This is a genomic window from Bradyrhizobium sp. WBAH42 (genome assembly GCF_024585265.1).
Lineage (GTDB): Bacteria > Pseudomonadota > Alphaproteobacteria > Rhizobiales > Xanthobacteraceae > Bradyrhizobium.
Genome location: NZ_CP036533.1, coordinates 5,636,685 through 5,648,976 on the forward strand (window position 1 = coordinate 5,636,685; position 12,292 = coordinate 5,648,976).

Consider the following 12,292-nt stretch of genomic DNA (forward strand, 5'->3'; position numbering starts at 1 on the left):
AAAGCGGACGCGGCACATGACCCATCATCACCTGCATTCCAGCCCCGGAACCCGCCATTGGGGCTTCTTCGAAGCCGCACTCAAGCCCGTCCTCACCGTGGCCAGCGGCGACGAGGTGACGGTCGACACCATCAGCGGCGGGCCTGATGTGCTGCCTGATCGGGACAAGTTTCACATTCCGCCCGAAATGCACCAGGTTCATGCCACAAGCGAGCGCATGCTGCCGGGCCACATCCTCACCGGTCCGATCGCGGTCGAGGGGGCCGAGCCCGGCGACGTGCTTGCGGTCGAGATCCTCGACGTGCAGCTCCGGCAGGATTGGGGCTGGAACTTGATCAAGCCGCTGTCCGGCACCCTGCCCGACGATTTTCACGAGACGCGGATCCTGAACATCCCGCTCGACCGGACGCGGATGGTCGGCCGCATGCCGTGGGGCCTCGACCTGCCGCTCAAGCCGTTCTTCGGCGTGATGGGCGTGTCGCCGCCGCCGGCCTGGGGCCGCATCTCATCGCTGATCCCGCGCGCCATGGGCGGCAATCTCGACAACAAGGAGCTGGGCGCCGGTGCGACGCTGTACCTGCCGGTATTCGTGCCGGGGGCGATGTTCTCCTGCGGCGACGGCCATGGCGTGCAGGGCGACGGCGAGGTCTGCGTCACCGCGATCGAGACCGCGCTTAAGGGCCGCTTCCGCCTGACGCTGCGCAAGGACCTGAAGCTCGACTATCCCCGCGCCGAGACGCCGACGCACTACATGACCATGGCGATGGACCCCGATCTCGACCAATGCGTGGTGCGCGCGCTGCGCGACATGATCGTGCTGCTCGGCGAGACGCGAAATCTGTCACGCGAGGACGCCTACACGCTGTGCAGCCTGGCCGCCGATCTCCGGGTGACCCAGACTGTCAACGGCGCCAAAGGCATCCATTGCATGATCGAAAAGGCGATCGTGCACGGCTGAGCCGGGCCGCCCTTCCCCGACCGCTTGACGCCCCCCCGCCGCCTAGTCTGCCGCGCGGCGCGCCGAGGCGCGGATAATTTCCCGTGCGATTCCAACATGCTGAGCGTCACGCCCAGCCCGTATTTGACTTCCACCCCCGAACCTAAATAGAGTCTTAATCGTTACTTTTATGTACCCGAGTAAGAGGCTAGCGTTCGGGCCATGGCCACCGAAAAAGCCGAGACTGACCGCATTCCCGTAACCTTGGCGCTCTCGACCATCACCTACCTGGAGAAGCTGGTGAGACAGGGCACCCACGGCACCAGCGTTCCCGGCGTCGCACGTACCTTGATCGAGGAAGGCATCCGTCTCGCCATCAAGGACGGACTGCTGTCGATTCGCGACAACGGCAGAACGTGAGCGCGCGCCGAACGTGAGGCGGACGGATCTCGGAAGGCGGATGGCCACATCTGCAACCTGGGACCGTGACACATGCCTGTTCTCTCACCCACCTGGACCGACGAACGAATTGAACTCCTGAAGCAGCACTTCGAGGCCGGCCTCTCCTGTCGCGAGATCGCCGCCGACATCGGCGTCAGCCGCAACGCGGTGATCGGCAAATTGTCGCGCCTGAATCTGACGCGCGGCCGGACGGTCGACGACCGCAAGGTTCAGGACAGAGGCCTGGCTCCGGCGCGGGTGCGCAAGGCCGTGCCGCGGCTCCAATACGAGATGCTCGCCACGATCTATGGCGAGACCGATGCGCCGGTACTTGCAGGCCCGATCGACGAGGCCAACCGCTGCTCGCTGCTGGAGCTGTCCGAGAATCGCTGCCGCTGGCCGATCTCGACGCCGGGCGCAGACGATTTCTGCTTCTGCGGCAACACGGCGCCGGACGGCCAGCCCTATTGCGCCGGCCATAGCCGCCTCGCCTACCGGCCGCCTGTGCGCGCCCGCGCGATACGCGGCTGACGTTGGCCGCATCTCAACGCAAAAAACCTCCGGCGGGGCATCGCCGGAGGTTTCTGGAGGCTTAGCATGAAGCTAAGAGCCGCAACTTTCGTATCTGGCTGAAAGCTATATAGCTTAGTAGCTCAAGTAAGTAAATAAGTTTGACGCCATCGAATCGCATGGCTCGCCTTCGTGTTCCGCAACGGCAATTCGATTTTTCAGAAGACAAATGCCCATGAAAAAACCCCGGCGGTTTCCCGCCGGGGTTCTCCGATCGATTGCGCGATCGATGATCAGAAGTTGCGCTGAGCGCGCAGCAGCATGCTGACCGAGTTCTGGTCCTTCAGCTCGTACACGGCCGCCGGCTTCGCAGCCGAGGCAATGCCCGGGCTGGCGATGGAGCCAGAGTACTTCTGGTCCAGACGCGACCAGCTCAAGTCGGCCGTGAACGCCAGGTTCTTGACGGGGGTCCACACGGTGTTGACACCGACCACCGCGAAGTTGAAGTCCGGATTACAGGTCGCACCGGCCACGGCGATCGCAGCGAAGTTGGTGCAGATCAGGCCTTTGCCTGTCGTGCCGTACCTCAGCTGGGCATAACCACCGTACACTGCGCTCGCCCAGTTCGGGCTCCAGTTGTGGGTGTAGCCACCACGGACGCCCCAGGTCTTGACGGTATCGATGCCGGTAGCCGTTCCGAACACGCCGTCAGCCAGACCGGCGAACCCGGTGCTCTGATACGCGCCATTGCTGCTTCCGCTGAACATGAAGAAGCTCTGCGGGAACAGGCTCTGGAAGTTGTAGCGCGTCGCGCCGTCCGTGTAGACAGCCTGCAGGTTGATGACGTCACCCGCGCCGGTCGGGATGTTCTTGATCGACAAAGCGCCCTGCACGGCCCAGCCCCACTTGTCGGAGGGATGACCGGAGACTTCGGTCGCGCCGTAATAGGCTGCATGGAGCTCATGCGCGGCAACCGACAGCTGAGCCATGCCCCAGGCCTGGTCGACACGAACCTGACCGATGATTTCGGGCGAACGCGTGCCGCCCCAGGCGCTGGCGCCATAGACGCCGGTCACGAACTGAGCAGCCGTGCCCGAGGACACGTTCCAGAGGTTCGACTGACCATTATTCGCCGAGGTCTCGTCCTGCAGCGCAAACGAAGCAGTGATGCCCTGGCCGAAGTCAGCCGTGTAGGCAACCTGGTTCACGCCGTTGACGTGGTTGGAGCCGCCCGGAATGGTATCGGGGCCGCCAGCCGGATAGCTCTGCCAAGGAGCGTCGAAGATCGAGACCGTGCGGCCGAAGGTGAAGCCCGCGAACTGAATGAACGCATGCTAGAGGCCGAGCGAAGCCGAACTGGCCGAGAACGCCGAGGGATTGCTGCCGGTGACGTTCGTAGAGTCATAGCTGAAGACCGCGTCGGCGTAGGTGCGAACGACGCCGTATTCGGTCGCCGTGCGCGTGTCGACGTTGAAGTCGAAACGAGCGCGGCTGAAATAGTAGTTGGTCAGACGGTTGTTGGACCCGCCGTTCACAGTGCTCGAGCTGTTCCTGAAGCCATAGTCGCCGCCGCCGCCGAGAAGCATGTCAGCGCGGACGTAACCACCCAGCTTGATGCAGGTGTCGGTGCCCGGGATGTAGTAGAAACCTGCGCCGTACAGCGAGCAGATCTTCACGTATTCGACCGCCTTGGCCTTGACCGGAAGATCAGCCGCCTGAGCTCCACCGACGGCGATCAGGGTCGCCGCAGTGCCGAGCAAAAGGCTCTTCACCATTTTCATTTAAAACCTCCAAGTTGCTCATTTGACGGAGACCGGACCGTGCGGCCCCCCAGATCCCCGTCTCTTCATCAAATCCGCTCGGCCGCTTCGCGTTTTCGGACGTACCCGCATTCGCGAGGGACGTGAGCGAACCACCTGCAACGGGACGATCGAGAACCCCCCACCGTCACGGATCAATATGCCCGCACAGTTCCGTTAATCAAAATAGTTTATTAGATCAGCTTTGTGGTTTCACTAACCCTGTGTCTGCGGCGCAACACCGGTGCTGAGCGAAAAAGACTGACTGGGTCATATTTGTAGTTTTCGTGACACGATTACCCTGCTCTGCACTTGCATCAGAGCAGAGTTGCGTGGACTATGCCCACCCCATATGAGCCGTGGGAAAGAGAATCAGCTTGCGGGAGTGACGCTGTGTCCGCGACGAGGAAGGAAGGCGCGCGCCTGCGCACCATCGGCAACCTGGATATCATCAGGCGCTTCACCTGGGAGATATCGTCGATCAACATGTATCTTGAGGAGCTGCGTCAGTTCTGGGCGAGGACGCTCGGCATCAGCGGGCCGCAATGGCTGATCCTGATGGCGATTTCCGACCTCGACAAGGACGACGGCATTCCGGTCAACGTCGTGTCCAAGCTCCTTCACGTCGATCCCTCCTTCGTCACCACCCAGTCCAAGCTGCTGGAAAAGAAGGGCCTGCTGCGCCGCCGCCCCTCGCCGACCGACGCGCGCGTGGTCCGGCTGTCCCTGACCGAGAAGACGCAGAAGCACCTGGCGAGCCTCAACGAGCAGTACAAGACTATCAAGGAATTCGTCTTCCAGGAGTTCGACGAGGCCGAGCTCACCGAATTCACCACCAAGCTCGCGACGTTGAAGACCCGCCTGGAAAAGGCCTGCGTCCGCCTCACCCTGGACTTCTGACGGTCGCGCCGCCGCTAGATTCGCAGGCCGCCGCCGAGCCGCGATTCCAGCCAGTCGAAGATGTATTCGTTGGCAAGACTCGGATTGTCGGCATGGGCCTGCGCCGCGCCGGTCTCCGCCGCGGTGAACACTTTCAGCATCACATCCGAGCTGCCGAGCCGGGAGTCCCGGACGAGCTGACGCGCCCGGTCCGCCTTGAGCCAGCCGTCCTCGCCGAGCGTGATCAGCACCGGACAGTCGGCGCTGGAGGCCATCAGTGGCGCATGCGGCACCGGGACGATGCTGACGTCGCTCATCGCGAATCGGCTGGCGAAGAAGGCCCGCTCGTGCAGGTCCCACAGGCCGCCGTCGCAGACGGCGGCGGCAAGCCGCGGCTCCTGCAGCACCGCACGTGCGACGAAGGACGAGCCCCAGCCATCGGCGATGATCCCGACGCGGGCGAAGTCGACGTCCTGCCGCGTCTCCAGATAGTCCATGACGCCGGGGATCGCGCTCTCGAGATCCTGGCGCCGCAGCAGCGCATCGAGAAAATCGTCGCGCTGATCGCCGAACAGGTCGAGCGCCAGCATCGAGAAGCCGCGCTCGCGCGCATGCGGCACGAGCTTGAACAGAAATTCTTCCTTGCGGTGGCCGGGCTCACCGATGCAGATCACGGTCGGAGCCGGCTCCTTCCCCGATGACGCAGGAAGGAAATAGCCCTGCAGCGAATGCCCGTCGAGCCAGGGTATCGTCACCACCTCTCCGGCGGGGCTGCGCGCGGCGAGATAGCGGCGCGCGCATTCCTGCATCGCCAGCACCGCGACCCAGCGGCGCTCATCGGAGGGGTCGAGCGGCATCGCCGCGGCACCATAATAGTTCATCGCGCGTAGCCAATTGCGCTGCGCGCTGGCCAGGTGTCCTTCCGCGAACGCGGTCTCCGCGCGCTGCCGATTGGTCTGCGCCAGCTTCTTCCACTCGCGATACCAGGAATTGTCGTCGGCGCCTTTCAGCCGCCGCGCGATCATCAGGCATTCCGCGATCGTGGCGCCGCCTTCTTGGGCTGCGGTGAGGAGCCGCGTGAACTCAGCCGAGATGTCCTCTCGTTCCGGGCAAAGGGTCCAGTCTTCGGAGAGGCATGCGGGGATCATCGGGAGCTACGTTCTATGTCGCCTTACACAGGACTGACTAAACCATTTCAGATCGCCGACCAAGCCGCCGCGCGCGCCACTACAGGCATTTGAGATCAACATCGCTTGAACATCGTCATGATGCATGCGTGACCTCCCCCACAGCTCATCGAGTGGGGCGAACGTTGGCAGGAGCTGGCACACAAAATTGTTCGAGCCTCTCTTGCCATGACGATCATCATACCCATATTGGCGCGCCCCCAAGGGCGGCCTCAACCAAGCCGCCAGCCGACCTCCTGCGTCAAACTTTCGTAGAAGGCGCGGTCGTAAGCCTGCTCCGGCGTGGCGCGCACGCGCTCGTCGAGGCGCTTGGCATCCTCGCCGACGAGGATGCGCCACCGCTCCGCCTTGACGCCGTCGAGAATGATCGTCGCCGCCTGCGCGGCCGTGGTCGGCGCGTCCTCCAGGAAGCTGCGGGCGCGCTCGGCGAACGCCGCCTGGATGTTCTCGTCCGACATCTTGTCGGTATCCGGCACGCCGGCCGCAGCCATGCGCTTGCGGGTCAGCGCCACCTCGTCGGCATTGAGCTGCTCCGAACCGTCGCCGCTCTGCACCTTGCGCGAATTGGAGACGATCGACGTGCCGATGTGGCCGGGCATCACCACCGAGCACTTGACGTGCGGGGCATGCAGGCGAAGATCGTTGATCAGCGCTTCGGTAAATCCCTTCACCGCGAACTTGGCTGCGCTGTAGGCGGTGTGCGCCTGGTTCATGCCGATCGAGGCCCAGAAGCCGTTGACGCTCGCGGTGTTGACGATGTGGGCCTCGTCCGCGGCGACCAGCATCGGCAGGAACGTGCGCACCCCGAGATAGACGCCGCCCCAGCAGATGTTGAAGGTGCGCTCCCATTGCTCGCGGGTGTTGGTGAACAGGCTGCCGCCGCCGCCGATGCCGGCATTGTTGAACAACAGATGGATCCTGTCCGTCTTCTGCTGCTCGGCGAGCTCGTCGCGAAAGCGCTTCAGGTGATCCTCGATCGCGACGTCGGCGACGTGCGTCGTGACGCGCAGGCCCTGCGGCAGCTTCTCGACTTCGCAGAGCCGCTTGGTCTCGGCCATGGCCGCTTCCGAGACGTCGCACATCGCGACGTTGCAGCCTTCGGCGACGAGCTGCCGCGCGAGCTCGCGCCCCATTCCCGTGCCGCCGCCGGTGATGACTGCGATCTTTCCAGCAAAATCCTTCATGGGACTTCGGTCCCTCCCCTTGTCGGTGTGTTTCTTGGTCACGGCGCCGCTGACCGCGGCGCGCGCAAAACTGTAGCAGCGCGACATCCACGGGTAAAAGCGTGCGCTGCCATCCTCGCCTTCGGTTATTTCGGCAGGCGGACTACGGGCGACGCTGTGCGGGCCTTGTGAAGTGGCTCATAGGCAACGCGGCCCGGACAATCGATCATTCCCGGGTATTTTCCTGCAGGTCCCCCGTATTTGTCCGGCTTCGGGTTAATGGCATTTTTTTTACAATCCGAATCGTCAAATGGGGGCGGACGCTGGGTTGAGTCGACTGGGCCAGCGTGTTGTTTGCGTGTCACAGGCTCTGGCACTCCGCTTGCATCCTCTTCGTGGTCAGAAACAACCGACGAGGTGATAGGAATGTTCGTGACCGTCGTTGCCGTGCTTTGCCGGCTTGGCGCAGCCAGCTCAGGCAGTTGCGTCGAGGAAATCGTGACCGACAGCAACATGACGCCCGAGATTTCGCTGATGCAGTGCGCGATCGGCGCACAAGCGCCTCTTGCGAAGTGGATGGGCGAGCATCCGATCTATCACGCGAACTGGCGCCTCGAGCGCTACAAATGCGTGCCGGGTCACTATGAGATCAAGGGCCACGCTTAAGGCCCCGCAAAACTACTGGTGCCAAGACCACGGATACCAGGACGACCGAGCCAAGAGGAAACGCCCCGGGGGCCGCTTATCCCTCCGTGCGGACAGTGCCAGCGCCAGACCGATCGCGGCAGGCGCTCTGTGACAATGATCACGCCCTCCTTCTAAGCCACCTCACGCACGATGATCGCACGCGCCCGCCGCCCTTCCGGGGTCGGCATCAGCGCGAAGTTGTGCGGTTGCTCGCGCAGGAGATGCAGCTCGACCGGCACGCCCACCGCCCTCGCCCTCGCGGCAAGATCGACGCTGTCGGGATACAGAAGATCGCGCGTGCCCGAAAAGATCGTCATCGGCGCCAGCGCGCGGAAGGAGCCGTTGAGCGGGCTGACGAAGGGATGGCCGACATCGAGCTCGCCGGCATAAAGACGTGCCGCCTCGACGATGCCCGGAATGTCCTGGATCGGATCGAGCGCCGCGATCGCAACCTGCTCCGGACGGCTGATAGAGGCATCGGCCGCAGGCGAGATCAGCAGCATCCGGCTCGGCTGCCGATGACCGCGATCGCGCAGCCATTGGCAGGCGGCGAGCGCAAGGCCAGCGCCCGCCGAATTGCCGACGACTGTCACCTTTGCGTCGCCCGCGTCTTCCAGCAGCATGCGCAGCAGCTCGGCCGTCGCCGGCACGACGTCCTTGGCGGTCGCCCGCGGCGCCAGCGGATAGATCGGCACGACGCAGCAGACGCGCGCCTTGCGCGTCATCTCGCCGGCGAAGCGCCAATGCGCCGGCACGATCTCGTTGATGTAGCCGCCGCCATGCAGGAACATGACGTAGTTGCAGCCCTCGTGGCCTGACGCCGGCGCGGTGTAATAGACCGGCCAGCCGCCCATCTTGGTCAGGGTCACCTCGACGCCGCCGCCAAGTCCCGTCGGCTCGAACGAGGCCGGATCCAATGCGAGCTTCTGCACGTGTGCCTGCACGACCTCGGCTGATGCCAGCTGCTTCTTGAATGGCAGCAGCCGCAGCAGCAGGTTGAAGGCCCGGCTTTGCAGGCTTGGTGCTGGATCGCGCGGTGCCCGCGCGCCGAATACGCAGCCGCCCGGACAGAATTGAAGGGCCGATACAAGTCTCGCAACGCTCATCGCCACATCCCCATCCGGCTGTTTCGACCCGGCGACAAAGAGGCTTGCCGACCCGCCGCCACTTGCCGATATAATGCGAGCATTCGCTCGCTTTTCCTACTCGCATTCAGATCACAAGACCGTGGCCCGCAAACCGCCCACAAAACCCCGGAAAAACGCCTCGCAGGAGCGATCCCGCGCCACCGTCGACGCGCTGGTCGAGGCAACTGCTCGCATTCTGGTCAAGGAAGGCTTCGAGAAGGCCAGCACCAACCGCATCGCCGAGATCGCCGGGGTCAGCGTCGGCTCGCTCTATCAATATTTTCCAAGCAAGGAAGCCCTCGTCGCCGCCGTGATCGACCGCCACAACGATGCGATCATGACGGTCGTGCGCGCCGCCTTCGCGGAGGTCGCCGACCTGCCGATCGAGAAGGCCGTGCGCCGCCTCGTCACGGTCGCGATCGAGGCCCATCACATCGATCCGAACCTGCACCGCGTCCTCGCCGAGCAGATCCCCCGCTCCGGCCACCTCGCGGAGGTCGAAGCCTACAGCCACGAGATCCACGCCCTCGTGCGCACCTATCTCGAACGCCACCGCAAGGAGATGCGCAAGATCGATCCCGCGCTCGCAGCGTTCATGTGCGTGAGCACGATCGAAGCCATCGCGCACAACACGGTGCTGAACGGCGCCGAGATGCTGTCGGAGAAGATGCTGAAGGTGCTGGTGGACGAGACGACCCGGATGGTGGTGGGGTATTTGAGATAGGTGGGCGCCGAGCCAGGGCACTTGCGATCTAGCTACGCACGACGCTTCTAGCTTCGCACCTGGCCTGATGAAGATCGCTCTCCCTGCCTCCGAAGCTGATCGTATCGCGCGCCCACCTCCGCCCGGACGCGACCACCTCGTTGATTTAAATATTTAAATATATTTAATTCCGGAAAATAAATGCCTTATTATTTGAGGTTGGAGAGCGGGAGGTGCTCCGCGGTGTCGGTACGCCATCACCGTTCTGCGCTTGTTAGGAACGCGACCTCGGGAGCTTGCATTGTCGGCTTGATCTTCAATCGTTCATGAGGTCGACAATGCATCTTCTCATCAGAATGGCGGCGATTGCAACATTCCCTGCTTGGATCGGATTGAACGCGAACGGCGCTGCGGCACAGGATTTCAAGGACCGATGGTCCATCATTCCGAGCGCGCAGGCAGAGCCGGCGCCTGCTGGAGTCGAACAGACGAAGAAGGATCAGATTGAGGCGCCACCTCCAACCGCACAAGAGCCATCGGCTGATCGCTCGGGCATGCGATCGTTCAATCGAGTCTTTTCGGGAAAGGCCTCCTATTATTCGTATTCCAAAGGCAAGACAGCGAGCGGTTCGTCATTCAATCGGAATCACCTCACGGCAGCGCATCGCAGCCTGCCATTCGGCACCAAGGTCCGCGTGACCCATGGAGAAAGCAGCGTCATCGTCACCATCAATGACAGAGGCCCGTTCATTCGTGGCCGCGTCCTCGATCTCTCGCTCGCTGCCGCGCGCAGCTTGGGGATTACGAATCGCGGCGTAGCTCAGGTTCGTGCCGAGGTGTTGTAGCGGATGACATTTGAAGGGCGGTGACATTAAATAACCCGACGCGCTTGTGGATATAACCCTTCCAGTACTCGCCGCCTTCATCGGCGTCAGCGCGATAAAGGCGGTCGCGCACAATACCGTGTTGCGCGACCGATTGCCGGAGGTCCCTATCATTCCGAGGGCACGATCTGCTCCAAAGGTCAAAAATGATAGTTCACGCCGACTCGGGCGACGTGGAAATCCGCCCGGCCGAAATTTGCGGTGTATCTGGACAGGTTCGGACCGATGCCCGTTGCGAGTGCGTTGACTGCCACCGACGATTTGCCGAGGTCAACGTAGAGATATTCGGCCTTGAAGCTCCAACGAGGCGCAAAGCGCCATTCGCCGCCTCCACCGACCGTCCAGCCAGTCTGAATGCGGGAATCGGTCCCCGTGAAGCAAGTCGATCCGATCGTACAGTTGAATGAAGTGCCGGCGACGGAGATATCGAAAGCGCCACCCGGTCCGTTCGCGATGTAGTCGTCAAATGTCGCTACTCGACCAAAAGCAAAGCCGCCGGTGCCATACAAAAGAACGCTAGGCGTGACCAGCGCCCCCAGACGCCCACGAATGCTCCCCCACCAGTCAATCTTTTGCTCAGCCGAGATGGTCTGTGCGAAAGCTGGGGGTAGAAGCGGCGTTGTTTCACGACCGCCGCCGCGCAAGCTGGATGCGCTCAAGTCACCTTCTACGCCGACCAGCCATTTGCCATCGAGTTGCCAATTGTAGCCCGCTTGCAGCCCTCCCGTTACACCACTCATCGAAAAATCGTGAGGGCTGGGAGCAACCTGCCCCGCAAACGGAGGCAAAAGCGGGACTCCAGGATTGAAGATGAAAGCGGAGGCCGCGTCACTCGTGAAATTCACCGACCGGTCTGCCCATGCGCCGCCAACGTTGCCGCCAGCGTAAAATCCCGTCCAGCTTGGGTTGGAGTCAGCCGGGCGCGCCTTCGTCAAAAGTGCAGGGCTTTGGTCAGCAGCTTCCGCCCCCGACGCGACGCTCGCCAAGACTGCTATAGCAGCCAGTCCTCTTCTCACGGGACGCCCCCTCCGCGATTCCAAAGTGCCCGAAATTCATAAATCATGTTGACGCTGGACGCTGTGACGCGAGGGCAACACCTGCGGGACCTTGCAAAATCAACCGCAAACGGCCGGCCCGCGGTAAACCGACGGCCGGAAAGGAATTCGATTCTTGAAGAATTTGGTCGGAGCGAGAGGATTTGAACCTCCGACCCCTAGTCTCCCAGACTAGTGCGCTAACCGGGCTGCGCCACGCTCCGAATGTCGTTCCATTAGCTAGGATCGCCGCTTTGCGCAAGGCGAGGCCGCAGCATTTTGGTGTATCCGCCCAAGCGGGCCGGAACTGCCCCGGAAAGCCGGCGGGCCCGCCCCTAGCCGTCCTTGAGGGCCTGGTCCAGCATGTCCCTGCAGGCGACGAGGTCGCCGAGCACCCGCTCCAGCCGCTCCCGGTCGAGCGCGCTGGGGCCGGCGGGCGCGGCGGCGGCACCGCCCTTGCGGAAGGTGGTGAGAATCTCCTCGTCGTCGATCTCGGTGAAGCGGAAGTCGATGCCTTCCTCCTCATCGCCCTGATAGTCGTCATCGTCGGTGTCGGTGACGCCCTTGATGGGCGCCTCCTCGTCCTCGGGCTCCATCAGGCTCGCGCCGATGGCGTCCTCGATGGCGCCGAACGAGACCGCGGCCGCGCTGTCGGCGAGGCCCTGCACCGATTTGACGCCGTGCTCTTTGAGGATCCGCTGCACCCCGCGGATGGTGTAGCCCTCGCCGTAGAGCAGCCGGCGGATGCCCTTGAGCAGGTCGACATCGTCGGGGCGGTAATAGCGGCGGCCGCCGCTGCGCTTCATCGGCTTGATCTGGGAGAAGCGGGTCTCCCAGAACCGCAGCACGTGCTGCGGAATGTCGAGTTCCTGCGCTACTTCGCTGATGGTTCGGAACGCATCCGGCGCCTTATCCAAATGCCAGTCCTTTCCGAAAGGCGG

At 63.0% G+C, this 12,292-nt stretch carries 12 protein-coding genes, 1 tRNA gene and 1 pseudogene; 7 read left to right on the forward strand and 7 right to left on the reverse strand.

The annotated features are described in order from the left end of the window. Positions 1-16 precede the first annotated feature (16 nt). From DCG74_RS26370 to DCG74_RS26380, 3 genes are all read left to right on the forward strand, one after another. Positions 17-958, forward strand: a complete 942-nt coding sequence (locus DCG74_RS26370; protein ID WP_172783475.1) for an acetamidase/formamidase family protein — start codon at positions 17-19, stop codon at positions 956-958. A 201-nt stretch (positions 959-1,159) separates the two neighbouring features. Next, positions 1,160-1,357, forward strand: a complete 198-nt coding sequence (locus tag DCG74_RS26375; RefSeq protein ID WP_007603456.1) for a hypothetical protein — start codon at positions 1,160-1,162, stop codon at positions 1,355-1,357. A gap of 72 nt (positions 1,358-1,429) precedes the next feature. Beyond that, positions 1,430-1,909 (forward strand): GcrA family cell cycle regulator, encoded by a 480-nt coding sequence (locus tag DCG74_RS26380; RefSeq protein WP_172783474.1) that lies wholly within the window; start codon positions 1,430-1,432, stop codon positions 1,907-1,909. Between the two features lie 272 nt (positions 1,910-2,181). Here DCG74_RS26380 and DCG74_RS26385 read toward each other — a convergent pair. Beyond that, positions 2,182-3,669: pseudogene (locus DCG74_RS26385) on the reverse strand (porin). Positions 3,670-4,080: 411 nt separating this feature from the next. On the opposite strand from DCG74_RS26385, the gene DCG74_RS26390 reads away from it, so the two are divergent. Continuing rightward, the gene (locus DCG74_RS26390) at positions 4,081-4,587 is read left to right on the forward strand and encodes a MarR family winged helix-turn-helix transcriptional regulator (protein ID WP_035712871.1); all 507 of its coding nucleotides are present in this window, start codon (positions 4,081-4,083) and stop codon (positions 4,585-4,587) included. Between the two features lie 14 nt (positions 4,588-4,601). On the opposite strand, the gene DCG74_RS26395 is transcribed toward DCG74_RS26390, so the two are convergent. Together DCG74_RS26395 and DCG74_RS26400 are read right to left on the reverse strand one after the other, a co-directional pair. Then, the gene (locus DCG74_RS26395) at positions 4,602-5,714 is read right to left on the reverse strand and encodes a S9 family peptidase (RefSeq protein ID WP_172783472.1); all 1,113 of its coding nucleotides are present in this window, start codon (positions 5,712-5,714) and stop codon (positions 4,602-4,604) included. A gap of 251 nt (positions 5,715-5,965) precedes the next feature. Next, the gene (locus tag DCG74_RS26400; RefSeq protein ID WP_172783471.1) at positions 5,966-6,937 is read right to left on the reverse strand and encodes an SDR family oxidoreductase; all 972 of its coding nucleotides are present in this window, start codon (positions 6,935-6,937) and stop codon (positions 5,966-5,968) included. A 405-nt stretch (positions 6,938-7,342) separates the two neighbouring features. Between DCG74_RS26400 and DCG74_RS26405 the strand changes: the two genes are divergently transcribed. Further along, complete coding sequence (locus tag DCG74_RS26405; protein ID WP_025036674.1) at positions 7,343-7,582, forward strand: hypothetical protein; 240 nt, start codon at positions 7,343-7,345, stop codon at positions 7,580-7,582. Between the two features lie 152 nt (positions 7,583-7,734). On the opposite strand, the gene DCG74_RS26410 is transcribed toward DCG74_RS26405, so the two are convergent. Further along, entirely contained in the window at positions 7,735-8,709 is a 975-nt protein-coding gene (locus tag DCG74_RS26410; protein ID WP_172783470.1) for an alpha/beta hydrolase fold domain-containing protein, read from the reverse strand. A 121-nt stretch (positions 8,710-8,830) separates the two neighbouring features. On the opposite strand from DCG74_RS26410, the gene DCG74_RS26415 reads away from it, so the two are divergent. Continuing rightward, positions 8,831-9,454 (forward strand): TetR/AcrR family transcriptional regulator, encoded by a 624-nt coding sequence (locus DCG74_RS26415; protein WP_172783469.1) that lies wholly within the window; start codon positions 8,831-8,833, stop codon positions 9,452-9,454. A gap of 317 nt (positions 9,455-9,771) precedes the next feature. Next, complete coding sequence (locus tag DCG74_RS26420; protein ID WP_246570722.1) at positions 9,772-10,278, forward strand: septal ring lytic transglycosylase RlpA family protein; 507 nt, start codon at positions 9,772-9,774, stop codon at positions 10,276-10,278. A 179-nt stretch (positions 10,279-10,457) separates the two neighbouring features. Here DCG74_RS26420 and DCG74_RS26425 read toward each other — a convergent pair whose 3' ends face one another. The 3 genes from DCG74_RS26425 to DCG74_RS26435 all read right to left on the reverse strand — a co-directional run bounded on the left by DCG74_RS26425 (position 10,458) and on the right by DCG74_RS26435 (position 12,268). Further along, a complete protein-coding gene (locus DCG74_RS26425; protein ID WP_257187438.1) occupies positions 10,458-11,333 on the reverse strand; it encodes an outer membrane protein in 876 nt (291 codons plus the stop codon). 164 nt (positions 11,334-11,497) lie between these two features. Continuing rightward, positions 11,498-11,575 (reverse strand) — tRNA-Pro (locus tag DCG74_RS26430). Positions 11,576-11,686: 111 nt separating this feature from the next. After that, on the reverse strand, positions 11,687-12,268 hold the full coding sequence (locus DCG74_RS26435) for a MerR family transcriptional regulator (protein WP_172783467.1): 582 nt from the start codon (positions 12,266-12,268) through the stop codon (positions 11,687-11,689). Positions 12,269-12,292 lie beyond the last annotated feature (24 nt).